This window comes from Arthrobacter sp. CAL618 (genome assembly GCF_000468215.1).
GTDB lineage: Bacteria > Actinomycetota > Actinomycetes > Actinomycetales > Micrococcaceae > Arthrobacter_D.
In genome coordinates this window covers 2933-26732 of the sequence record NZ_ASZW01000195.1, presented here as the reverse complement: position 1 = coordinate 26732, position 23800 = coordinate 2933, and the positions used below count along the sequence as shown (strand labels likewise).

Sequence of the window (23800 nt, the reverse complement as noted above, 5' to 3'; positions counted from 1 at the left end):
TCGGCTGCCAGGGCTGCCAGTCAGGACCATCAGTCCCAGTGCGGGGGACGCTGGTCCTTCAACCACGCTTCATGGGACTCGTCGCGCTCACCCCATGAATCGGCCTCATCCTCTGCAGCGAGCTTGGGCAGGACACTGTCGTGGCTTGCCTGGCCTGTTCCGCTCATGCTCGTCCCGCTCTGTGAGTTTGAATGTCGTCCACTGGTCACCTCGGGCAACCCCAGATAGCGTCCAATCAGATCAGCGCATCCGTTCGGGTCGGTGAACACCTCGATGGTCCAGAGGGGCATGTACCGCCACCCCATCCGCTCAAGGAGTTGGGGGCGAAGCCTGCTTCGCTCCCGAACCGTCATGGTGCGGTACCTTTCGGTCCCATCGGATTCGATAGCGATCGGTGGCGTTTGCATGCCGGAACCTGACTCGTCGGACGGCTTACCTACTGTTGCCGACCCTGCTGTGGCGACGATGTCGAGAACCCCGTCATAGTGGTCCAGCACGTGGGCACCACGGTCGCGAAGTCGATTGACCAGATCCGCGACCAGCGGATCTGGGTTCACCGGTGCTGCGGGCTCCCCTGACGGATCCGGGGTCTCTCCGGTCCCCTCCCCCAGCTCTCGCTCGAGCAGACCGAAGAAATCCAACGCTCCATTGTCGAGCCGGGTGGGGTCGAGGTCCGTTGGGAGGAAGCACGTAACAATGTGAAGTTGGTGACGCGCCCTGGTCATGGCTGTGACGAACCGACCGCGACCATCGGGGCCGGACAGCTGGCCGAAGTTATGCAGTGCCCTGCCGTGCGGGGTCCGCCCGAAGCCGAGGGAGAAGATCACGCAATCCCGGGTGAGGCCCGCGGCCCGCTCGACCGGGACCACTCGGAACGACTCCTTGCCCGGGGCGAAGAAGTCAGCCGCCCAGGGCAGCTCTGCCATCCGCTGTCTAATCGCCTGGCCTACCCGCCCTGCGTGCCGGGCGCTAGCGGTCACCACTGCCAGCGAACTGCTGGGACGGCGTCGGATGTGTTCGAAGACCAGTTCCACGACACGGCTGACTTCGGCCGCAACGCTTTCCACACCGGCCTGATCGGCGCTCGGCATTCCGGTGCCGTCTGGTAGATAGTCGACGGTGAGGGCCCGGCCGGTACCCGAAACTTCCGAACCATGAGGTAGCCGGGAGAGCCGGCCGTCATAGAAGGTGTCGCTCAGATAGCCGGTCAAAGCCTTGTCAACGCCCCGATACACCACGCTCAGCGGACTGGTGGGGAAGATGCCAGAGAGGGCCGAGTAGGCGCTGTTGAGCTGGTCGGCTTCCTGAGGTGACTCGGCTCCTGCACCGACGCTGAAGCTTTGGGGTCCGCCGAGGCGGTCATCGCCGAAAGCGATGACCTGGGTTGCCCTCGCCAGAGCCGGAACGGCCGACTGCAGGGAGATTGATTCGGCATCCAGAACAATGACCGCGTCAAAGGTCTTGTCGGCTGGTAGCACCATCGGAAGCATGAGGGGACTCGCCGCCCAAACCGGCATGAGGGCGGTCACCAGGTCGTCATCCTGGGCACTGAGCCCAGCGAGATCCAGAGTGCCTGTGCGGAGCAGTTCCCGGAGCTTCTCCGCTTCCGCCGGATGCGCCGCAAGCGCCGTCCGCCAGCGTTCAGCGAGGGCAAATCGGAGCCGTCCTGGACCGGAAGCGATGTGCGCGTTGTCGGCCAGACGGTAGTCCGCTTCGAGCCGGCGCAGGCTCTCGCCGTCGGACATTGCCAGATAGTCGTCACCGCTGATCATGGCGTCGAGGGCAGACTGCCACCACGCCAGTTCCAGTTCGGATCCCACCTGACGCGCGCCTACTTCGCGCCGCGCCAGATCGTCGAGCAATTCGCCCAACCCACGTTCACGCATTTCGTCGAGCAGCAGGGTGCGCTCCGGCAGGGTTGCGAGGGTTTGTCTGTCCCTGGCGAGCTCGGCGAGGCGTTGGCCCAGCTCTTCCAGCGGCATAGCGGCCAGGTCAACATGGCCGGGGGTCGTGGCAAGTACTTTGGTGAGCTCGTCCAGTTCCCGGCGGATCTTGTGGTGGAAGTTATTGATCTCGGCGAGACCCGTTGGCACAGAGGGGTGCCGTTCAGTCGTCGCGTACCGGGTCCAGAGCGTCCGCTGCTGCTGCACTTCCACCAGGGAAGTGTGCAGGTCGGCGATGTGTACACCGGGGCGAACATATTCCTTTGCCACCCTGCGAAGCCGCGATCGGGTCATCGAGCTCATCTCGATGGCGCGCTCCCGACGCCAGGACGATGAGGCCGTGGCGGTGATGAGGTCGGTGACCGGCCGGTCGAAGATATCTGGCGTGAATTTGTCGAGACTTGCCCGGACCGCTGCGAGGAGCTCCAATTGCTCTCCCCACTCGGTGAACGAACCGCCGAGACTGATCTGGGAATGATCGGCTACCCGCAGCACCTTTTCCCGAAGCAGCGGGATGTCGCGGGCCAGGTCGACGGCCAGCTCGTGTGCACGCTCGGTATCCTTACGGTTCAGCAGCTTGGCGCCGTACCAGGGACTCTCTACGGCCGAGGCGCTGAAGCTGCCCAGTTCTGCTGCCCTGCGAAGCCGGCCAGCGAGCTCAACGCGGTCGGGGATGCTGTCCATCACGCTACGGAGCAGGCGAACCGTTGTTGCCGGCGAGGGATTCAACGAGGTCAATTCCGCCAGCGACTGCATTGCCTGGTAGGGCGAACAACCCCAGCGGCTTCGCACGTTGTGCAGAGACCTCACATGGTCCTGCAGCTGATGGCGGTGGTCGACCAGAGTCTGGTGGAGTCCGTCCAGCTCGGGCCGCGTCGCCTTCTCGTTCCGCACGATCGCCCGGATCAGCTGGTCTTTGAGTTGCTGTTCGTTGATGTTGGCATTGAGCTGGAGGACCAGCGAGCCAAGGTTCAGTGTGTCCAGTTCCTGGACCACTTCGTTGAGGGTACCGCGACGCTCAGCCACCACTAGGACGCTCTTGCCCTGCTCGGCAAGAGCCGCAACGGCGTTGAGCGCGGTCTGGGTCTGGCCTGATCCTGGGGGTGCCGACACCACCAATGACCGTCCCTGGATGATCTGGTCCAGGACCTGCTGCTGCGCAGAGTCGGCATCCCTGATCAGCAGTTCATCGGCTGGCAGACGTTCATCAATCGGTGTTGCCAGCTCAGGGGCGTCCGGTGCCGCAGGTGCCGGCTGTCCCTCCTTTGCCGCATCCACCAGGGCTGCAAGCACGGGATGGTCGGAGCGGATGGCCGGATCGTCGGCGACGTCAGCGAGATCGGCAAAGGTGGACACGAGGAGATGGTGCTCGATGGCCATCCCACGCACACCCTCGGTCAGTGCACGGAGCTTGTCCAGGACCGGCAACGGATCGAAGCGCGCTGTGCCGTAGGCCAGTTTGGCGACGGACTCGGGGTCGAACGACACCCCCTGTGCTGACCGCAGGTGGCGCACCAGCGCGGGATTAAGCCGCGCATGCTCGGTGAGCTGGAGTTCGTAGTCATCCTGGGACGCATGAACCGTCAGTGAAACCGAGGTCAACAGAACCGGCGCGGTCAGCGACTCGGACCGGCCGTCGTCGTCGACGCTGCGCCAGGCGGCGGTTCCGGCAGCGAGATAACCGACGTCGATACCGCGCTCGGTGCCCACCTCGTAGATCTTCGCCCGAAGGACCCGTGCCGCCTTCATCGCAGCCGCGTACTGACCCGGGTCCCGGAGGAGAGTGGACAGCCGGGTGCGACGGCCAGCAAGGAGCTGGGCGAGACCCGAGGGGTGGGCGTGCGTGAGATCGATGCTGTTGGCCGACGCAGGTGAGAAGTGCAGCAGGGTGTCGGCACCCGCGTGGGCGCCGAGCTGCTTGAGCCACGGCAGGAGGAAGTTCCCAGCGGAGTCCCCGGGATCCTGCACTGACACGGTGGTCTCCATTTCTGCGGTTATTTTCGACGATCTCGACCAGATGGGCATGCCTTCCAAGCTATCCGACAAGGGTGGTCACGGCGGGGCCGCAACACCGGGGACGGTCAAATACCCTTCCCAACCGGGGTCGGACTACTCCCACTCGATGGTGCCTGGCGGCTTGCTGGTGATATCCAGCACCACCCGGTTCACTCCCTCTACCTCATTGGTGATGCGGTTGGAGATCCGGGCGAGCAGGTCAAACGGCAGGCGGGACCAGTCGGCGGTCATTGCATCTTCACTAGACACGGGCCTGAGTACGATCGGATGCCCATAGGTTCGACCGTCACCCTGCACTCCGACGCTCCGAACGTCGGCGAGCAGCACGACGGGCATCTGCCAAACCTCGTTGTCCAGTCCGGCAGCTGTCAGTTCCGCACGGGCGATGGCATCTGCCCGGCGTAGCAGGTCAAGCCGTTCCTGGGTCACGTCGCCGACAATCCTGATTCCCAGACCTGGGCCGGGGAACGGCTGTCGACCCACAATTTCGGCGGGCAGCCCAAGCTGCGCGCCGACCGCCCGGACCTCGTCCTTGAACAAGGCACGAAGGGGTTCGACGAGTTCAAACTGCAGGTCCTCGGGAAGACCCCCCACATTGTGGTGGCTCTTGATGTTCGCAGCACCTTCGCCGCCACCGGACTCAACGACGTCGGGGTAAAGGGTGCCCTGCACCAGGAAGCGGATCTTTTCACCGTGTGCCTGAGCCTCGGCGATGATCGCCCGCTCGGCTTCCTCGAAGGCGCGAATGAACTCGCGGCCGATGATCTTGCGCTTGGTTTCAGGATCGCTGACCCCAGCCAGTGCGTCCAGGAACCGCTTTTGTTCATTGGCTACGTAGAGGTTGACGTCGGTCGCAGCAACGAAGTCACGCTCGACCTGCTCTGCTTCCCCCTCGCGGAGCAGACCGTGATCCACGAATACGCAGGTCAGCTGGTCGCCCACTGCCCGCTGTACCAGGGCTGCGGCGACGGCGGAGTCAACCCCTCCGGAGAGCCCGCAGATGACGCGCGCGTCCCCCACCTGCTCACGGATGCGGCCTACCTGCTCTTCAAGAATGTTGCCGGTGGTCCAGTTGGCGTCAAGCCGTGCGCCCTTGAACAGAAAGTTTTCCAGCACCTGCTGCCCGTGGTCCGAATGTTTCACTTCAGGGTGCCACTGCACGCCGTAGAGGCGCCGTTTTTCGTCGGCGAAGGCAGCAACCGGGGCACCAGCGGTGCTGGCCAGAACCTCGAATCCATCGGGTGCGGCCTGAACGCTATCGCCGTGGCTCATCCAGGCGTTCTGGTGCTCGGGGACACCGTCAAGCAACGATCCCCCGACGCCGGACGCTGCGACGTCGGTGGAGCCGTACTCCCGAAGCCCGGTCTTCGCGACCGTACCGCCCAGGGCTGAGGCCATGGCCTGGAAGCCGTAGCAGATTCCCAGGACGGGCACGCCTGCCGAGAACAGCTCGGGGTCAACCCGAGGTGCACCCTCGGCATAGACGCTCGAGGGACCGCCCGACAGGATGATCGCCACCGGGTTTTTGGCCAACAGATCGGCTGTTTTGAGGGTGTGCGGCACCACCTCGGAGTAAACGTCCGCGTCACGGACCCGGCGGGCAATGAGCTGGGCATACTGGGCGCCGTAGTCCACCACCAGCACCGGCCGGTGGCTGGTTTCGGAGATCTCCTCGAGGGGGGTGGCGGTGGCTTCGGCTTGGCCTGAAACTCCGGGTCCGGGTGCGGGAATAGTCACGCGTCAACAATAGTCGCCATGGGCACCCGACCGCACATTGCGACGGCCCGATATCGCTAGTACCGAGACGCTGCCTCGGGGTGGGCGGCGAGCTCCTGCTCTACCTGACGGTGGATCCGGCGTTCAACAATGAAGGACAGCAACGGCACAACCCCACCCAGGGCCATCACCAGGAACTGTTTGAACGGCCAGCGCATCATCTGCCACAACCGGAAATCAGCGATCAGGTACACCACGTACATCCAGCCATGCACGATCAGCACAGTGGTGGAAAAGTTGAACCCTTCGGCGGAATCCGAGAACTCCTTGTCAGTCAGGGACAGCAGCCCCTCGGGTCCGCCGATCATGATGTGGGATTGCATGCCGTAGGCGGCAATCATCTCCACGACCACCAGCAGCAGCATGATCCCGGTGGCGTAGGCCAGCACCTTGTAGAACTTCACGGCGGAGAGAATCTGGGCGTGGGTGCCGCCGAACCGTCGCTTGGTTTTCTTAGCGGTACCAGCTCTGCCGTCGATGGATTTGTTGACGTCTGGCGTGCTCACTGTCGTACCTCATTCGTAGTTGTTTCACGCTCGGACGGGGCGACTTCTTCCGCCTCGTCATCTTCTGCTTCTTCGAGGGTGCGCCGGTAATCATCAGCCACCAGGCGCCACCAGAGGAAGAAGGCGAACCCGGCAAAGACAAACCATTCCACGGCATAGAAGATGTTCAGCCAGTTCAGCGGGGTCTCCTGCGGCTGGGGACCGACTGTGACGACCTCCAGTGGATCCTCGGGTGCCTGCTGCGCTCCAGCCAGCGTGGTGCTTGTTGAGACGACGAAGCCGGAGTAGATGGCCCGGTCCCACCGGTTGGTGAGGTCGGCAGTCGCGAGGGTGGGAATCTGGCCAGCGACTGGTCGCTCGGCGACCGGGCCCTCAGCTGGAAGCAGCCGCCCGATCACGGAGCCTGGACCCACCAGCTCAGGCACCTCAATCGCCGCTGTGGCGTCGGCGATCCAACCGTGCACCACCGGAATTACTGTCTGCTCGTCGAAACCGGTCGCCGCCACCGTGGTCCCCTGATCGACCGCAAAGGCCGAGACCAACCAGAACCCCGGCCGGTCTTCCTGAAGCCGATCCTGCACCAACACCGTGGTGTCAGCGAGAAACTCGCCATCCATGGTGATCATCTGGTCCGCGACCGGCGCTGTCATGGGGACACCCGGCCTAAAGACGTCGGTTAGCGGTTGTACCTGCTCGGTGGCGCTCTCTGGGGGCGGCGCTTCACCGGACGAGTTGGAGAACTGCCATTGGCTCAAAAGCACAAAGACTCCCGCAATCACCATGGCGAGGATCAGTGAAAGGATCCAACGGGGTTTCAGCGCGGTTTTGAGCACACCTTAACGGTACTTCGTCACCGTGTAGAAAACCGAATGCACCCGAGAATTCCCAGCCGGCCAGCAGTGGGCAATTTAGTGATTGGGAAGTGCCTACCACTTGGGTGCGAAGGCGCTAGGATGGTTGATCGTGCGCTCGTATCCCTACCCTGACCCCGGCCCTCCGGACCTCCGCTCCCCTTCCCGCTATCTGCTCTGGCTCGCATCGAAGCAAAAAGCAACGCTTCTGGCCGGAGTAGTGTTCGGCACTGCCTGGATGGTCGCCCAGGCTGTAATGCCCTATGTGCTGGGTCGGGCCATCGATGAAGGCGTGGTGGCAGGCGACTTCGACCGGCTCCTGCTGTGGGTGGGCGTCCTGATCCTCCTGACCGTCGTGCAGGCAGTCGCAGGCACTCTCGAGCACCGCACGGCAATCAGCGGCTGGCTGCAGGCGGCCTTCCATTCGATCCGTTTGATCGGCTACAAGATCACCCGTACCGGGGATGCTTTGCCGCGGCGACTCTCCACCGGTGAGGTGGTTTCAACTGCGGCCTCGGACGCCACCCGGTTGGGCGAGATTTACGCGGTATCGGCCCGGCTGGCTGGCTCCATCATGGCCTGGCTGGTGGTCTGTGTGCTCATTTCACAAACCTCCCTCCTGCTCGGTCTGATCGTCCTGATCGGTGTTCCTGCGTGCTGCGGCCTCCTGCTCTTCGTGGTCCGCCCCCTCCAGGCCCGTCAGCGTGAACAACGCGAAGCGTCCGGCAAGATGACCGCCGTCGGCGCCGATACGGTGGCCGGGCTCAGGGTGCTCAGGGGAATCGGCGGTGAGCACATCTTCGTGAACCGCTACCGTCAGCACTCCGCGAAAACCCGGGACTCTGGCATCCGTGTTGCGTACTCCCTGGCCGATCTCGAAGCTTCCCAGGTATTCATTGCCGGGGCCTTCAGCGTGCTGTTCACCTGGGTCGGCGCCAATCTGGCCCTCGCGGGCGAGATCGAGCCGGGACAGCTGGTGGCGCTCTACGGCTATTCGATCTTCCTCATGACTCCGATTCGCGCGGCTGCCGACAGCGTGGCCCGCTTCATCCGGGCACATGTTGGTGCCCGCAAGATCATCGCCGTTCTCGTCGTCGAACCCGACGTAACTGACAGGGACACCACTTCCCCAGCACCACCCCCCGGCGCTACGCTGCACGACGCCAGCACCGGCGTGCTCATCCACCCCGGTCGGATGACCGCGGTGGTGTCGGTGGACACCGCCGCGTCAGCCGATCTGGCAACCCGGTTGGGCCGGTTTGAGGACGAAGTGCTCCACCTCGCCGAAGTCCGCTGGGGTGCCGAACCGTTACGCAACATCGCACTGCAGGACATCCGCCAGCGGATCGTGGTGAGCGAGGCGAACCCCCAGCTTTTCACCGGCTCCCTGCGCTCCGAATTGGATCCACAGGCGAGGCATGATGACACGCGCATCCTTGCCGCCCTGGACGCCTCCAGTGCACTGGACATCCTCGACGGAATCGACGACGGCCTGGACCACGAGGTGACCGAGCGCGGCAGGGGCTTTTCGGGTGGGCAGCGTCAGCGCCTGGTCCTCGCTCGCGCCCTGCTGACTGAGGCCGAGACGCTGGTGCTGATCGAACCGACCAGCGCCGTCGATGCCCATACCGAATCCAGGATCGCTGCCCGGCTGAAGGGCCTGCGGGGCGGCGCCGACCAGACCACGGTTGTGGTGACGGCCAGCCCGCTGATGCTCGGCGTCATGGACCACGTCATTTACCTTGAGGATGGCCGTGTGGCCGCTGAAGGAACGCACCTGGAGCTGCTGACCAGCCAGCCCGCCTACCGAAACGTGGTAATCCGAAGTGAGTGAAACAACTGCCGCTCCCGACCCGACCGGGAAGCTTCCGGTTGCGGACCCGATCCAGGTTCGAGCCGAAGCCGCGCGGCTAATCAGGCACCACCGCGGCGGACTTTCCCGCGTCATTGCGCTTTATGTTGGGTCTGCCATCGCCGGACTGGTGGGACCAGTACTACTCGGTCGAGTGGTCGACGCCGTGGTCGAGGGAACCACTTCGGACTATATTGCGGTCATTTCGCTGGTCATGCTGGGGTTCCTGATTGTTCAGGCCCTCCTGCGACGACTGGCCGTCCGGGCCGGAATGGTGTTCGGGGAAACGGTTTTCGCCGAACTGCGCGAGGACTTCATGAAACAGGTCACCTCGCTGCCGCTGTCCACCGTGGAAAAGGCCGGAACCGGTGACCTCGTATCCCGCACCACCAACGACGTCGACGCCGTCTCCCACACTGTGCGGTTCGGTGTGCCCCAGGTGGTGGTGTCGATAGTGACCATCCTGCTGACCATCGGCGCAGCAGTGATCACCTCGCCGATCCTCGCACTGGGTCTATTGGTCGGCCTCCCCGTGCTGTATCCGGTGACCCGGTGGTACCTCAAGCGAAGCTCGGCTGGTTACCAGAAGGAACGGGAAACCTACGCCGTCGTGAACGGCTCGATCACCGAAACCATCGAGGGCGCCCGCACGGTGGACGCTCTTGGGCTGGGTGCGCTGCGCCGGGACCGCATCGATGGAGCGTTGACGGACAGCTACCGGGCCGAGCGGTACACCCTCTGGCTGCGCACTGTGCTTTTCCCGGCAGCCGACTTTGCCTTCTGGCTGCCGGTGGCGGGTGTGCTGCTCTGGGGCGGCTGGCTCGCCTCCATCGACGTCGTTACCCCCGGCGTCGTCGCAACGGTTGCCTTGTTTGCCGTGCGGCTCATTGATCCGGTGGATCTCCTGATCATGTGGACCGACGAAATTCAGGTGGGTGCCGCATCGCTGGCGCGCATCGTAGGGATCAAGGAGGTTCGGCCGGATCGGCACGCCACCGATAATGAGCCGCTGAACGACGACATCCTCGTATCCAAGGCACGGTACGCCTACCGCCCCGGCCACGACGTCCTGCATGGTGTGGATCTGCAGTTGCGTCGGGGGGAACGACTGGCAATGGTCGGGCCCTCAGGCGCTGGTAAGTCCACCCTGGGACGGTTGATTGCCGGGATTCACCCGCCCACCGCCGGTTCGGTCACCGTCGGAGACGTGCCCCTGGTTGACCGTCCCCTCGACGCGCTGCGCCGTGAAGTGGCACTGGTCACTCAGGAACACCATGTGTTTGTCGGATCCCTGGCGGACAACATCCGCCTCGGTAAGGACGATGCGACGCAGGCGCAACTCGAACAGGCCCTGGACGACGTCGGGGCGCTGGGTTGGGCGCGCGCCCTACCGCTCGGACTCGAAACCGAAGTGGGTTCCGGCGCGCACGAGCTAACCCCAGCCCAGGCCCAGGAACTTGCACTTGCGCGGCTGGTCCTCGCCGACCCGCACACACTGGTCCTGGATGAGGCAACCTCATTGCTCGATCCGCAGGCCGCCCGCGATCTGGAACGCTCGCTGAACGCGGTGCTGGAGGGGCGGACCGTGGTGGCCATTGCCCACCGCCTGCATACGGCTCACGACGCCGATCGGGTGGCCGTCGTGGAGAACGGCAACATCACCGAGCTCGGCTCGCACGATGAGCTGCTCGCCCTTGATGGTTCCTATGCGGCGTTGTGGAAGTCATGGCGGTCCGAATGACGACCGCCATGACAACGGGCTTCTCGCAGACGGCTCAGTGGTCGAAGAACACCAGTGAGGAATTGATCAACTCGGCGATTACCTCGGTGTCGTGGGCACGCCTGAGTGATTCCCTGAAGTTCTCCTTGAACAGGGACCGCGCCAGCGTGGCCAGCACCTCGAGGTGTTCCGAGAAGGACTGCGACGGCGTGGCGATCAGCAGGACCAGCGTCGCCGGTCCGTCCACTGCCCCGAAGTCGAGGCTGTGGCCGTATTTGGTGACGCCCACCGCGATACTGGTCTGGTTGACGTAGTCGCTGCGCGCGTGCGGCAGCCCTACCCCACCCGGCAGCCCGGTAGCCATCTGGTGTTCCCTCGAATTGACCTGCGCAAGGAACCCCTCGAGCTGCGAGATACGCCCCGCCTCGAACAGTTTGGTGGCAAGCTGTTCCGTCGCCGCTTCCTTGTCGGCGGCAACCATCTCTAGGATCACCAGATCAGGGGTGGTCAAAACGGCATCGGTGAATTCCAGGGATCGCTCGGTCATGGTAGACCTCTCGCGGGTTGCATTGGGCAGGCGGCACGGCGTCCAGACCGCGGTCCTAGCTTAGCGGCACAATATCTTCGACTCCCATCCGGGCATTGTCTGCCAGGACGTCGTCGGGCTGCTCCTGACTCAGCCGCTCGGCTTCTACCCGGGCGAGGTAGTGTTTGACCTCGCGGTCCACCTGGGCGTCGCTCCAGTCGAGGAACGGCGCCATCAGCGACGCGACCTCAGGAGCCGCCGACACGCCACGGTCCCAGGATTCGATGGAGATCCTGGTGCGGCGGGTGAGGACGTCGTCGACATGGCGCGCGTTCTCATGGGTTACCGCGTAGACCACTTCAGCTCCAAGATAGTCATCTGCCCCTGGCAACGGCTCGCCGAGGCTCCTGTCCTCGCGGATCAGCGCGAGAATGTCCTCCGCATGGCTCCCATAGCGCTGCAGGAGGTGTTCCACCCGTGCCACGTGGACACCCGACTGGTCAGCCATCCGGGCACGCTTGTTCCATGCCGCCTTGTACCCTTCAGCGCCCAGCAGCGGGACGGTTTCGGTGCAGCTGGCGGGGACCCGCTCGTCCAGTGCCCGGGTCGCCTCATCCACCGCGTCCTTGGCCATCACCCGGTAGGTGGTCCACTTGCCCCCAGCGACGACCACGAGGCCCGGAACCGGGTGCGCGACCACGTGCTCCCGTGAAAGTTTCGCCGTGGAGTCACTTTCGCCAGCCAGGAGCGGCCGCAGCCCGGCGTACACACCCTCGACGTCTTCCCGGGTGAGCGGGCGGCGCAACACCTTATTGACATGCTCCAGGATGTAGTCGATGTCCTTGGAGGACGCGGCCGGGTGCGCCTTATCCAGGTCCCAGTCGGTGTCGGTGGTTCCGATGATCCAGTGACGACCCCAGGGGATAACGAACAGGACGGACTTCTCGGTGCGCAGGATCAGTCCCACTGTGGACTGGAAGCGGTCCCGCGGAACGACGAGGTGGATGCCCTTTGAGGCCCTGACCTTCATCTGGCCGCGGTCGGTGACCATAGCCTGGGTTTCGTCGGTCCAGACGCCCGTGGCATTGATGACCTGCTTCGCGCGGATGTCGAACTGTTCGCCGGTTTCCTGGTCCTTGACGCGGGCTCCGACCACACGTTCACCCTCGCGGAGGAAATCTACTACCGTCACCCGGTTGGCGACTTTGGCCCCGTAGTGATCTGCGGTCCGCACCATGTTGACCACATACCGCGCGTCGTCCACCTGGGCGTCGTAATAGCGGATGGAGCCCACCATTGCGTCTTCTTTAAGGCTGGGGGCGGCCCGGAGGGTCCCGCGACGGGAAAGGTGCTTGTGCATGGGGACGCCCCGCGAGTTGCCTGAGGTCATGCCCATGGTGTCGTACAGCAAGATTCCGGCACCCACATAGGGGCGCTCGAAGAACCGCTTGGTGAGCGGGTAGAGGAACGGTACCGGTCGGACCAGGTGCGGTGCGATTCGCTGGATCAGCAGGCCGCGTTCTTTGAGGGCCTCCTGTACCAGCGCGAAGTCGAGCATTTCGAGGTACCGCAGACCACCGTGGATCAGCTTCGATGACCGTGAGGAAGTGCCTGATGCCCAGTCGCGGGCTTCAACCATCCCCACGTCCAGTCCGCGGGTCACGGCGTCGAGCGCCGATCCAGCGCCGACGACGCCGCCGCCTACGATCAGGATGTCCAACTCCCTACCGGACTCCGAGGTGGCTTTCAACGCTGCTAGCGCGTCTTCACGGTTCTTCGGGCTCAGTGCTCCTGATGACATGGCGGCGATCCTTCGTCGGGTTCGATACTACGTCCCCCAACCTTAGCAATCAGCCGTTGGAAATGTAGGGGGAAAGAACTACTTCCACCCGCTGGAACTCCTTGAGGTCCGAGTAGCCGGTGGTGGCCATCGCCCGGCGCAGGGCGCCAATCACATTGGAGGTTCCATCCGTGTGATGCGACGGCCCCCACAGCACCTCCTTGAGCGGACCCACCGTGCCAATCTTGACCCTGTCGCCGCGGGGTAGTTCGTCGTGGTGAGCCTCCTGGCCCCAGTGCCAGCCCTGTCCCGGCGCTTCCTCGGCGCGGGCCAGTGCCGAACCGAGCATGACCGCGTCGGCACCCATCGCGATGGCTTTGACGATGTCACCGCTGGCACCCATCCCGCCATCCGCGATCACGTGCACGTAGCGACCGCCTGATTCATCCATGTAATCCCGCCGTGCGGCTGCTACGTCCGAGATGGCCGAAGCCAGCGGTGAGTGGATGCCCAGGGCGCGTCGCGTCGTCGTCGTCGCACCCCCGCCAAACCCGACCAGCACGCCGGCAGCACCGGTGCGCATCAGGTGCAGCGCCGGGGTGTAACCGGCGGCTCCCCCGACGATGACCGGGACGTCGAGCTCATAAATGAACTGTTTGAGGTTCAGGGGTCGGTCGTCCTTGGAGACGTGCTCGGCGGAGACCGTGGTGCCACGGATCACGAAGATATCGACCCCCGCGGCGAGGACGGTCTTGTAGAACTGCTGGGTGCGTTGGGGTGTCAGAGAGCCGGCCACCGTAACCCCGGCCTCGCGCATTTCGGCGAGCCTGCTGGTGATCAGGCCCTCCTGGATTGGCGCGTTGTAAATTTCCTGCATCCGGCGGGTGGCCGCCGGACTGAAATTCTCGGTGCTCAGGTTCGCGATCTCGTCCAGCATGGGCTGGGGATCCTCATAGCGGGTCCACAAACCCTCAAGGTTGAGCACGCCAAGACCGCCCAGCCGCCCCATGGCAATGGCGGTCTCCGGTGACATCACGGAATCCATCGGTGCGGCGATGACTGGCATTTCGAACTGGTAGGCGTCGATCTGCCATTGCACCGACACGTCATGGGGGTCACGGGTGCGGCGGGACGGAACCACCGCTACGTCATCGAGGGAGTACGCCCTGCGTCCGCGCTTGCCTCGGCCAATTTCAATCTCGTTAGTCACCTGACAAGGTTATCCCAGGGCGACACGCAAGGACTCCGCGGCGGGTTTCCCGGCATTCAGCCGGTCTGTCGCCCTGAATTAGGGGGCTCCACCCACCAGATCCCACCAGATCCCGCCAGACGGTGATAAGCCTACTTTCTTTTCGCCCCACAAGAGGGCTAGGGTGGATGGCATCCCCGACATCGCATCCCGGACATGGGAGCCTACCTGGTACCGGTCCTCCGATCTCACTAGTGAAGGAGTTGTCGACATGCAGGAGCTGGAGCAATGGCCCACCGGGAGGCTATTGACCACCGCGGCGCGACTGGTCGACCATGCCTGGAACGCGGGGCTGGTTGACCTCGGACTCACCCATGCCGGGTACACCGCGCTGCGAGTGTTGCAGGATTACGGCCCGATCAATCAGACCAAGCTGGCTCAGCTGATTCGTGTACAGAATCAGACCATGGGTAAAACCATCGAGAAGCTGCAGGTGAATGGCTACGTCAATCGCGTCCGGGGCGAAGTGGACCAGCGAATCCAGATGGTTTCAGTTTCCGACGCCGGTAGGAGCGCGTTGGTCAGTGCACTCCAGATCGAACAGAACCTCATCGCCGGTGGCGGGCTGCTCTCTGACACCCTCAGGGCGGAGCTGCGCAACCTGATCGAAGAATTGGGTGCAGGACGCAACGGTGGCGCTCAGGCCGCAGGCTGATAATTCGCAGCCCTTTCGACGTAGACTGCCGTGTGCAGGGATTATCCGAGCACATTCTTCGAAAGGCAGAGGCTTATGGGCGACAAAAGTAGGCTTTCACCGGAGCAGCCCTTCCCGGCGGACCTGGCTCCCCTGGAGGATAGCCAGGTTGAAATTCTGAACAGCAAAATCCACCGTCAGCTGGACACCGAATACACCACGGATCACGAGCCCGATCCGGAAACCGAGTCCCGCTACGAGGAGCTCAGGGCCGAACTTGACTACCGAGCCGCGGACCATCAGCTGCCCGTGGACGGACGAGACGCGTTTGCCACCTCGGCTCAGGAGCCGAAGGACAAGACCTCGGCTTAGGGCTTGCCGATCAGGTTTCAGTAACGGTGTTCGGGTCAAGCCCAAGCTGGCTCTCAAACATCCTGAAATACCGGCCACGGAGATTCACGAGTTCATCGTGGGTCCCCGACTCCGCGATCTGCCCATCCTCCAGCATGTAAATGATGTCGGCTTTCTCGATGGTCGCCAGCCGGTGGCTGATGGCAATGATCGTGTGTTCCCGGTCGGCAAAGAGCCGGCCGAAGATGCGGTGTTCGGCAAGCGCGTCGATCGCCGAGGTGGGCTCGTCCATCACGATGAACGGGGCACCGCGGTAGAAGTTGCGGGCCATCGCCAGTCGCTGCCATTGCCCGCCGGACAGCCCACTCCCCTTCCGTCCACGGGGGTCTTCCATCCAGTTGCTGACATGGCTTTCGAACCCGTTCGGGAGGCGACTGATGAAGTCGCTGGCCTCGGCGTCGCGGGCGGCCCGCTCGATCCGTGTATCGTCCCGTGGCAATGACACATCCCCGAAGTAAATGTTGTTGGCCGCCGTTGCGAATTCGTACTTGAGGAAATCCTGCGACATCACCGCGAGATGCCGATGCCATGAGCTGATGTCCAGGCCCCTCAGGTCCTGTCCATCCAGCAGCACCTTGCCCGACTCCGGCTGGTACAGCCCGGCCAGAACCCGGATCAGGGTCGACTTTCCCGCACCGTTTTCCCCGACAATGGCTATGTGCTGTCCCTTCCGGATGCTCAGGGAAATGCCCTTCAGCACCCGAGCTGACCCACCGGTGTAGGTGTAGGAAATATTCTCCAACGTCACCTCAGCCGGGGCTTTGGCCAGCACCTCTCCACCGCCGACGGCCGTGGGGTATTTCATGAATTCCTCGTAGTCCTTGAGGTTCGCGAGGTCCTCATCGATTGAACTGAGTGAGGTGACCAGCGAATTGGCGGTCGTAAGGGCGCGGCTGACAATCTGCTGGATGTAGAGGAACTGTCCCACCGGCTGTGCCCGGGCAATGATTTGACCTACCACCCAGATCAGGGCCACCACTTCGGCGCCGTATTGAAGCGCATCGGCAGCCAGTTGTTTGGGAATGTACCGCTTCTGGAACTCCAGTCGGCGGAGTTCGTCGGCATCGCGGAGGCGGGACCGCAGGTCCATCAGGTAGCCCACGATGCCGTAGAGCCTCATCTCGGCAATATGTTGCGGCCGAATCAGGTTCGTTTCGATCAGCCGACGCTGCCGGCGTGAATCCACCTGGGTATTCCAGTGGGCCATTTGTTCGCGGGATAGCTTGAACTGTAGGTAGACGCTCGGGATGATCGCGATCAGTACGATCAGTGCGACCCACCAGCTGACCAGCAGGAGCGCGCCGATGGCCAGGACCACCGAGGCTAGCTGGGTGAAGATCGCAGCGATCCGGTCGAGAACGCGCGCATAGGAATCCGAGAACCGTTTGGCCCGGTCGTACAGGTCAACGGTGTCCTTGTCGTCGTACCGCCAGAACTCGAGCGCGAGGAACCGTTCGTACATCAGGTCACCCACCACCGCTCCCACCCTGAAGCTCATGACCTGCTGGATATACCGGTCCAAGCTGGTGAAAGCGCCCCAAAACAATCCCAGGCCGGCGGTGATCAGCACATAGAGCACCGCCTGCTGGCCGGCGTCGGGATTCCCGGCGTAGGCCTCGGCAAGCGCGGTCGTGGTCAGCGCGGCGAAATAGGTGGTCACCAGCGGGAGGACAGCAGCGATCAGCGACCCCACGACCTTCATGACGACGGCGCCCGGTGACGCTCTGAAGCTCACTCTCAGGACCTGTCCGACGGCGCGCGCGTAGGGTCTCAGGGAAAGCCTCGGTCGAGGGACCCGGGGTGGGCGGAGCTCATCACCTGTCATGGATCCTCACCGTTCTGCCGGGACCCATGCACGCTGCTGACCCGCGCCCGGTGCGTTACTTGCTGCCGTAGTTCGGAGCCTCGACGGTCATCTGGATGTCGTGGGGGTGCGACTCCTTCAAGCCGGCGGAGGTGATACGGACAAACTTGCCCTTTGCCTTCAGCTCTCCGATGGTGCGGGCACCCGTGTAGAACATGGTCTGACGCAGTCCCCCGACCAGTTGGTAGGCGACGGACTCGAGCGGTCCTCGGTAGGCAACGCGGCCTTCGACGCCTTCGGGGATCAGCTTGTCGTCCCCTGTGACGTCGGCCTGGAAGTAGCGGTCCTTCGAGTAGGACGTATTCTTTCCGCGGGTCTGCATGGCGCCGAGGGAACCCATGCCACGGTAGGTCTTGTACTGCTTGCCGTTCACGAAGATCAGTTCGCCAGGGGCTTCGGCCGAGCCGGCCAGCAGCGAGCCGAGCATGACGGTGTCGGCGCCGGCGACCAGCGCCTTGCCGATGTCGCCCGAGTACTGGAGTCCGCCGTCGGCGATCACAGGCACCCCTGCCGGGATGGCAGCCTTGGCTGATTCATAGATGGCGGTCACCTGGGGTACGCCAACGCCCGCCACCACTCGAGTGGTGCAGATGGATCCGGGGCCTACCCCGACCTTGATACCGTCGGCGCCGGCGTCGATCAGCGCCTGGGCGCCGTCCCGTGTTGCTGCCTGGCCACCGATGATGTCGACGTGAGCCACTGATCGTTCGGCTTTGAGCCGGGCAATCATCTCGAGGACACCGGCACTGTGCCCGTTGGCGGTGTCAACGAACAGGGCGTCAACTCCGGCGTCCACGAGGGCCATGGCGCGATCCCAGCCATCACCGAAGAAGCCGATAGCGGCGCCGACCCGCAGCCGGCCTTCGTCGTCCTTCGTGGAGAGCGGATACTGCTCGGCTTTTGTAAAGTCCTTAACAGTTATCAGTCCTCGAAGAATGCCTTCTCCGTCGACGAGCGGAAGCTTTTCAATTTTGTTCTTGGCCAGCAGCCCGATCGCGTCCTCACCACTGATTCCGACCTGCCCGGTCACCAGCGGCATGGGAGTCATGACCGCGCGCACCAGGCGGTGTGGCCACTCATGTTCGGAGACGAACCGGGTATCACGATTGGTGACGATGCCGAGCAGATGCCCGGCGTCGTCGACGACGGGAAGACCCGACACCCGATAGTGGCCGCATAGTTCGTCCAGCTCAGCAAGGGTGGCATCGGGTCCGATGGTGACCGGATGAGCGATCATGCCGGACTCGCTGCGCTTGACCCGGTCCACCTGCTCCGCCTGATCCTGGATCGACAGGTTCCGGTGGATCACGCCGAGGCCGCCCTGGCGGGCCATTGCCACGGCCATGCGTGCCTCGGTGACGGTGTCCATTGCCGAGGACAACAGCGGGGTCTGAACGGTGATGCGCTTGGAAACGCGCGAACTGGTGTCAGCCTCGGACGGGATCACATCGGTGAGGCCGGGCAGGAGCAGGACGTCGTCGTACGTCAGGCCAACGAATCCGAATGGGTCATGGGTTTCGTTGCGCTGGGACGGCTGGGTCACTGCGTCGCCTCTTTCTCAGATGGTCTGTGGGTAGAAGCTGGCCGAGGGATATTCGAATTGCCAGACTCTCATCCTAAAACGATTGCCGGGTGCACCCTATTCCGGGAGCGTGCGATTCGACACAACCCGAACCGCTCAGGAATGGAGCAGAGCATCAATCTGGTGGGCCAGCACCCGATATACCGCGCTGGAGGGGACGGGCGTGAGGTGGGTACCGGCGTCGTCGCTACCGAGGTGATAGTGGCCGGCGCTACCCGCGTTCAGGTAGGTGGCGGGAACGGCGTTCGTACGGTCAGGCTCCACAACCAGCCGCCACAGCACCCAGGGCTGCTGCCACATGTTGACCATTGGCGCATCGGCGCCAACAGGCGGAGCCACTGTCCGGTCGCGGACCCGCGCGCCCACCATTTCGCCGTCGACGACTGACGTCTCCGATGCCACGTTCCAGGCTGGCGCAATCCCGACCCACGCTGCGAGTGCCGGATACAGGTGATCGGCCGCCAGGAAATCCACCTGGTGCCAGTCACCAGCTGAACCGCTGATCATCGTTGCGGCCGACGGCCCAGCCAACACAAGACACCCTTCAGCACTGATCCAGACCTGGAAATCTGAGGCCTGACCCTGGTGTTGAGCCGACAGCCGCAACGACGCAAATGATTCACGCCAGGGTCCCGTCACCAGGCGACCCTGCGATGTGAGGGCCCCCTTGTCGGTCAGCAGCCCGGCCTTGACCAGCGGAGCGAGGTCGGCCGACCTGCTTCCGGCGACCAACCGGCCCAGTTTCCCCGCCTGGGCTGCCGTTTCCAGCAGCTCGAGCGTTTCCGGGGAAATTTTCGGACCCGCTGATGCATAGGGCTGCCGACCCGCGATCCCGGAGAGCTCCTCAAGGCGCTCTCCCGTATGGTGCGCGAGGAATCCGTCCATGCGCGGCTCTTTGTGCGGGTATTCGTTCATGATTCGCCTCGGAGCTGGAGTGTGCGTGCCACATGGTCAAACAGGGCGTCGACCGAGGTGAGCTGGGTGGTGGCGCAGGTGGCTGTGAAGTCAACGGCATACCCCTGGTGGGCGAAGGTCCAGCGCTGGACGTGCAGCACCTGATCGTCCAGCCGGTGGGTGTATTCGATCTTCCGGCCCGTGCCTGCCGGGTGTTGCCAGATCTCACAGGCAATCAGGTAGGTGTGTCGCAGATCTCCCATGGCGGCCGCCATCGCGAAGGTGGAGAGTTTGGCGATGGTGCCGTCGTAGGGCTGGCTGGTGACTACCAGTGAAGGCCTGAACCCTCCCCAACTCGGCGGCGCGACCACCACCCGGNCGACTCCATCAACCTGGCTCGGGAGCCAGTCCGTCGGGCGCTGAAAATCCAGGCGCGGTGTGGTTTCGAGGACGAACTCGCTCATCGGGCTCCTGGGTTTGCGGGGAAGAGGTCGCTGCTACCCTGTTTGACCTTCACCCAGCGGGGGCGCATGAATCTTGGCAGCCAGGCCGTGCTCAGGAGCCACACCAGAATGCCTCCGATTGCCAGGGAAACCACCACTGCTGTGAGGGCGCGAGGTGAGTTGCTGTCGGCGAGCAGCGCTGACAGCGGTGCAAGGCAAAACCCGATCCCGCCATACAGCAGGCCGAGGCCGACGTAGCTGTCCACTCTGGGGATCAGGCCCGGCTGCAACCACTTCCGCCAGCGCCCGCGGTAAGCATTGATGCCGCAGAGCATCATGATCAGCCCCGCAAGGAGACTTGCTAGTCCCACAGGGAGTTCCATACGTCCTTGATCCCTTCGCCGACCTCTTCGCCTACCTTACTGCCGATGATTCCACCGCCGACCGCTCCCACGATACCGCCAACGAGGGCACCGGCTGCGGTGCCTGCCCCTGGAATGACCGAACCGATCGCTGCGCCGAGCACTGCACCACCCTTGGCGCCGGCCAAAGCCCCCGCGGCTCCGCCGGCGAGTGACGTGCCGCCCACAATGACCACGTCTTCAGTCACACTCGCTGCGCGCTGACCATCGGTCCAGTCCGGATGGTTCACCAGATCTTCGTTGTACTGGGAGGTGCCGTGCGACCAGACGGTCATTCCGACGTCGACGACGAACAGTCCCCGCCCGGCGTTTCGCGCCCAATCGGGAGGCGATGTCACCCGGTCGGGGGTAGTCAGCTGTGGCCCGGGCCGCTGATAGTTCTCCACGTCGATAGGTGGCCGCGTGACGTCGACCGTCGTGCCGGTGCGGACCAGCAGGCCCGACGGCGTCTGCGTCCATTTCTTGCCGTCAGCGTCGATGTAGTCATAGGGCATGTCGTCCATGTGGAGCGGCCCGGTGGGACGGATCGGTGGCCCCAGTTCCAGGTCGAAGACCCGTGGGGAGCGGACGGTCTCGAGAGGTACCCGGACGTGGACTTGGGAGTGCTGGACCCGATCCACAATCTCGTTGACGGTTGAAGTGCCAATACCGAGTGTGTCGGCCCAGCCGGGCGAGTAGACCTGCCCGCTGGCGGCGCCCAGAGCGGCGATGCATGCCGCCTCGGCTTCTTGGTAGTCACGGACCAGCTGGTCCACCAGGACCTGGGTGTCCTGGTTGGCTGCAGCCACGTCCTCGGGGTCGTCGTCGGGCCCTGAATTTTGCCCCGCCTGCAGGACCAGTGAATTGTAAGTGGTCTTGAGGGTCCTCGCAGTGGCAGCGAAGGTGGTCAGCGCCGTGGCGATTAAGGCCGAAACGGTCTGGGTCTCTTCCCCAAAAGAGTCAACCGGGGTAAACGCGGCCAACACCTCAGCCGCCTCCGGCGCGCTGTACACAGCGCCAAGTTCGACCCAGACGGCGCTAGAGTTCGCTGCAATCTCCTTGACCCGCGTCCCAGCGGTTTTGATTGCTTCCGCCTCCGTATCGAGGAGGTCCGAGTCGGGGAAGGTCGGTACTCCGGCGAAGCTTACCGATGTCATTCGGGCACCTGCGAGGCGCTGTCCTGAGCGGTAGCAGCCATGTCCAGGTCGCCCTGGACGTACCAGTTGACTGCCTGGCTGGTCCCGTTGCAGGCGTTGGTGGCCCTGACGGTCGCGTTACTGATGAGCAGTTTCACGTAGTCGTCGTACACGGACGCGAGCGCGGCCGCGATGCCCGGACTGTTGCTGGCGCTGGCAGCCCCCTGGATCGCGGTGTCCATTTCATCGCCCGCGGTGTGAAATTCGAGCATTTCCTCCACCGTGCGCGCGATGATCCCTCGCGCTGATGCCGCATCGATATCCCAAGCTGTCACAGCCGAATGTCCCCAGTTTCGTTTGCCCTGCGTTTAAAGTGCACCATTTCGCTGCACCCCTGCAGCATTTCACGGACCGCTGCATCCCGCGATGGGGAGAACTGCCCACCACATGACAGCACCCCCAATCCGAGGATCAGGGGTGCTGTCATGCCTGTCTAGCCCTTGAGGGGACTAGTGGCTGTGACCTTCTTCGTCGTCGGTCTCAGGCTTCTCCACCACGAGGGTTTCGGTGGTGAGAATCAGAGCAGCGATCGACGCCGCGTTCCGCAGCGCTGAACGGGTGACCTTGACGGGGTCGATGATGCCGGCGTCGACGAGGTTCTCATAGTCACCGGTGACAGCGTTGAAGCCATGTCCGGGCTCAAGTTCCTCGACGCGGTGCACCACGACGTAGCCTTCGTGGCCAGCGTTCTCCGCGATCCAGCGCAATGGCTGGGCCAGGGCGCGGCGCACCAGGTTGATGGCCGTTGCCGCATCGCCCTCAAGGGCGAGGACGGCTGGGTCGGTGTCCAGTGCCTTCGACGCGTGGATCAGCGCAGCGCCGCCACCGGCGACGATGCCCTCGTCGAGAGCCGCGCGTGTCGCTGACACGGCGTCCTCAATGCGGTGCTTCTTTTCCTTGAGCTCAACCTCGGTGGCTGCGCCAACCTTGATGACTCCGATGCCGCCGGCCAGCTTGGCCAGGCGTTCCTGAAGCTTCTCGCGGTCCCAATCGGAATCGGTGCGCTCAACCTCGGCACGGATCTGGGCGACACGGTCCGCAACGTCGGACTCGGTGCCAATGCCATCAACGATGGTGGTGGTGTCCTTGGTGACGGTGATCCGGCGAGCCGAACCCAGCACTTCGAGGCCCACCTGATCCAGCTTGAGGCCGAGGTCAGGCGAAACGACCTGCGCACCGGTCAGCGTCGCGATGTCCTGCAGCATGGCCTTGCGGCGGTCGCCGAAGCCTGGTGCCTTGACGGCGACGACGTTCAGGGTGCCGCGAATCTTGTTCACCACGAGGGTGGACAGCGCTTCGCCGTCGATGTCCTCGGCGATGATGAACAGGGGCTTACCGGCCTGCAGCGCCTTCTCCAGCAGCGGCAGGAATTCCTGCAGCGAGGAGATCTTGCCGGAGTTGATCAGGATGAGTGCATCTTCGAGCACCGCTTCCTGACGCTCGGCATCGGTGATGAAGTACGGGCTGAGGAAACCCTTGTCGAACTGCATGCCCTCGGTGAGAACCAGTTCGGTCTGGGTGCTCGAGGACTCCTCGATGGTGATCACGCCATCCTTGCCGACCTTCTCGAAGGCTTCAGCGATGAGCTCGCCAACCTCTGAGCTCTGGGCCGAGATGGACGCGACGCTGGCGGTCTGCTGACCGACAACTTCGCGGGCGTTCTCAAGCAGGCGGGCAGCAACGGCCTCGATGGAGACCTCAATGCCACGCTTCAGCTGTGAGGGGGCAGCGCCGGCTGCGACATTCCGCAGCCCTTCGGTGACCAGTGCCTGGGCCAGCACCGTCGCGGTGGTGGTGCCGTCACCGGCGATGTCGTTGGTCTTGGTGGCCACTTCCTTGGCGAACTGAGCGCCAAGGTTCTCGAACGGATCGTCCAGTTCGATTTCGCGGGCGATGGTCACACCGTCGTTGGTGATCGTGGGGGCTCCCCACTTCTTGTCCAGTACGACGTTGCGGCCGCGGGGGCCGAGCGTCACCTTGACGGTGTCAGCCAACTTGTTGACTCCCGCTTCCAGCGCGCGGCGTGCAGCGTCGTCAAACAGCAACTGCTTTGCCATGATGTGTTTCCTCTTCCATTGTGCAAATCCTGCTTGTGCAAATCCTGGTGGTTCTCGCTACGTCTTCACGCACCGATGAGAGAACCCCGGCCTGTTGGC

General features: G+C 63.7%; 18 protein-coding genes. 4 read left to right on the top strand and 14 right to left on the bottom strand.

Annotated elements, in window-relative coordinates; all coding sequences use genetic code 11:
* Positions 1-29: 29 nt before the first annotated feature.
* From K728_RS0111880 to K728_RS0111865, 4 genes are all read right to left on the bottom strand, one after another.
* Positions 30-3929, bottom strand: a complete 3900-nt coding sequence (locus K728_RS0111880) for a DUF4011 domain-containing protein (RefSeq protein ID WP_035747947.1) — start codon at positions 3927-3929, stop codon at positions 30-32.
* Between the two features lie 123 nt (positions 3930-4052).
* The gene (gene guaA / locus K728_RS0111875) at positions 4053-5603 is read right to left on the bottom strand and encodes a glutamine-hydrolyzing GMP synthase (RefSeq protein WP_024476856.1); all 1551 of its coding nucleotides are present in this window, start codon (positions 5601-5603) and stop codon (positions 4053-4055) included.
* Between the two features lie 149 nt (positions 5604-5752).
* On the bottom strand, positions 5753-6241 hold the full coding sequence (locus tag K728_RS0111870; RefSeq protein WP_019481582.1) for a DUF3817 domain-containing protein: 489 nt from the start codon (positions 6239-6241) through the stop codon (positions 5753-5755).
* Positions 6238-7074, bottom strand: coding sequence for an SURF1 family protein (locus tag K728_RS0111865; RefSeq protein WP_024476855.1), 837 nt, complete (start codon positions 7072-7074; stop codon positions 6238-6240). Before K728_RS0111865 ends, K728_RS0111870 begins: the two co-directional genes overlap by 4 nt.
* A gap of 130 nt (positions 7075-7204) precedes the next feature.
* On the opposite strand from K728_RS0111865, the gene K728_RS0111860 reads away from it, so the two are divergent.
* Together K728_RS0111860 and K728_RS0111855 are read left to right on the top strand one after the other, a co-directional pair.
* The gene (locus K728_RS0111860) at positions 7205-8926 is read left to right on the top strand and encodes an ABC transporter ATP-binding protein (protein ID WP_024476854.1); all 1722 of its coding nucleotides are present in this window, start codon (positions 7205-7207) and stop codon (positions 8924-8926) included.
* Positions 8919-10685, top strand: coding sequence for an ABC transporter ATP-binding protein (locus tag K728_RS0111855; RefSeq protein ID WP_024476853.1), 1767 nt, complete (start codon positions 8919-8921; stop codon positions 10683-10685). Before K728_RS0111860 ends, K728_RS0111855 begins: the two co-directional genes overlap by 8 nt.
* A 34-nt stretch (positions 10686-10719) precedes the next feature.
* Here the strand turns inward: K728_RS0111855 and K728_RS0111850 are convergent, their stop codons facing one another.
* From K728_RS0111850 to K728_RS0111840, 3 genes are read right to left on the bottom strand one after another with little or no spacing between them, the layout of a single operon-like run.
* On the bottom strand, positions 10720-11211 hold the full coding sequence (locus K728_RS0111850; RefSeq protein ID WP_024476852.1) for a PTS sugar transporter subunit IIA: 492 nt from the start codon (positions 11209-11211) through the stop codon (positions 10720-10722).
* Between the two features lie 55 nt (positions 11212-11266).
* Entirely contained in the window at positions 11267-12991 is a 1725-nt protein-coding gene (locus tag K728_RS0111845; protein WP_024476851.1) for a glycerol-3-phosphate dehydrogenase/oxidase, read from the bottom strand.
* 49 nt (positions 12992-13040) lie between these two features.
* A complete protein-coding gene (locus K728_RS0111840) occupies positions 13041-14180 on the bottom strand; it encodes a GuaB3 family IMP dehydrogenase-related protein (protein ID WP_019481576.1) in 1140 nt (379 codons plus the stop codon).
* A 250-nt stretch (positions 14181-14430) separates the two neighbouring features.
* Here K728_RS0111840 and K728_RS0111835 point away from each other — a divergent pair, with 250 nt between their 5' ends.
* Positions 14431-14874, top strand: coding sequence for a MarR family winged helix-turn-helix transcriptional regulator (locus K728_RS0111835; RefSeq protein WP_019481575.1), 444 nt, complete (start codon positions 14431-14433; stop codon positions 14872-14874).
* 75 nt (positions 14875-14949) lie between these two features.
* The gene (locus K728_RS0111830; protein ID WP_019481574.1) at positions 14950-15225 is read left to right on the top strand and encodes a hypothetical protein; all 276 of its coding nucleotides are present in this window, start codon (positions 14950-14952) and stop codon (positions 15223-15225) included.
* A 10-nt stretch (positions 15226-15235) separates the two neighbouring features.
* Here K728_RS0111830 and K728_RS0111825 read toward each other — a convergent pair whose 3' ends face one another.
* From K728_RS0111825 to groL, 7 genes are all read right to left on the bottom strand, one after another.
* Complete coding sequence (locus tag K728_RS0111825) at positions 15236-17089, bottom strand: ABC transporter ATP-binding protein (protein ID WP_024476850.1); 1854 nt, start codon at positions 17087-17089, stop codon at positions 15236-15238.
* Between the two features lie 55 nt (positions 17090-17144).
* Positions 17145-18671, bottom strand: coding sequence for an IMP dehydrogenase (guaB, locus tag K728_RS0111820; protein ID WP_019481572.1), 1527 nt, complete (start codon positions 18669-18671; stop codon positions 17145-17147).
* Positions 18672-18806: 135 nt separating this feature from the next.
* Complete coding sequence (locus K728_RS0111815) at positions 18807-19625, bottom strand: hypothetical protein (RefSeq protein WP_024476849.1); 819 nt, start codon at positions 19623-19625, stop codon at positions 18807-18809.
* Between the two features lie 439 nt (positions 19626-20064).
* On the bottom strand, positions 20065-20418 hold the full coding sequence (locus tag K728_RS0111805) for a hypothetical protein (RefSeq protein WP_024476847.1): 354 nt from the start codon (positions 20416-20418) through the stop codon (positions 20065-20067).
* The gene (locus tag K728_RS0111800) at positions 20409-21605 is read right to left on the bottom strand and encodes a hypothetical protein (RefSeq protein ID WP_024476846.1); all 1197 of its coding nucleotides are present in this window, start codon (positions 21603-21605) and stop codon (positions 20409-20411) included. Before K728_RS0111800 ends, K728_RS0111805 begins: the two co-directional genes overlap by 10 nt.
* Positions 21602-21919, bottom strand: a complete 318-nt coding sequence (locus tag K728_RS0111795; protein WP_024476845.1) for a DUF6507 family protein — start codon at positions 21917-21919, stop codon at positions 21602-21604. Before K728_RS0111795 ends, K728_RS0111800 begins: the two co-directional genes overlap by 4 nt.
* 174 nt (positions 21920-22093) lie before the next feature.
* Complete coding sequence (groL, locus tag K728_RS0111790) at positions 22094-23701, bottom strand: chaperonin GroEL (protein WP_024476844.1); 1608 nt, start codon at positions 23699-23701, stop codon at positions 22094-22096.
* Positions 23702-23800: the final 99 nt, after the last annotated feature.

Excerpts from the sequence above, each read along its gene's own strand:
- K728_RS0111835 (WP_019481575.1), top strand. The coding sequence starts at position 14,431 with ATGCAGGAGCTGGAGCAATGGCCCACCGGGAGGCTATTGACCACCGCG.
- K728_RS0111815 (WP_024476849.1), bottom strand. The coding sequence starts at position 19,625 with ATGAACGAATACCCGCACAAAGAGCCGCGCATGGACGGATTCCTCGCG.
- groL (WP_024476844.1), bottom strand. The coding sequence starts at position 23,701 with ATGGCAAAGCAGTTGCTGTTTGACGACGCTGCACGCCGCGCGCTGGAA.
- K728_RS0111825 (WP_024476850.1), bottom strand. The coding sequence starts at position 17,089 with ATGACAGGTGATGAGCTCCGCCCACCCCGGGTCCCTCGACCGAGGCTT.
- K728_RS0111880 (WP_035747947.1), bottom strand. The coding sequence starts at position 3,929 with ATGGAGACCACCGTGTCAGTGCAGGATCCCGGGGACTCCGCTGGGAAC.
- K728_RS0111845 (WP_024476851.1), bottom strand. The coding sequence starts at position 12,991 with ATGTCATCAGGAGCACTGAGCCCGAAGAACCGTGAAGACGCGCTAGCA.
- K728_RS0111800 (WP_024476846.1), bottom strand. The coding sequence starts at position 21,605 with ATGACATCGGTAAGCTTCGCCGGAGTACCGACCTTCCCCGACTCGGAC.
- K728_RS0111830 (WP_019481574.1), top strand. The coding sequence starts at position 14,950 with ATGGGCGACAAAAGTAGGCTTTCACCGGAGCAGCCCTTCCCGGCGGAC.
- K728_RS0111850 (WP_024476852.1), bottom strand. The coding sequence starts at position 11,211 with ATGACCGAGCGATCCCTGGAATTCACCGATGCCGTTTTGACCACCCCT.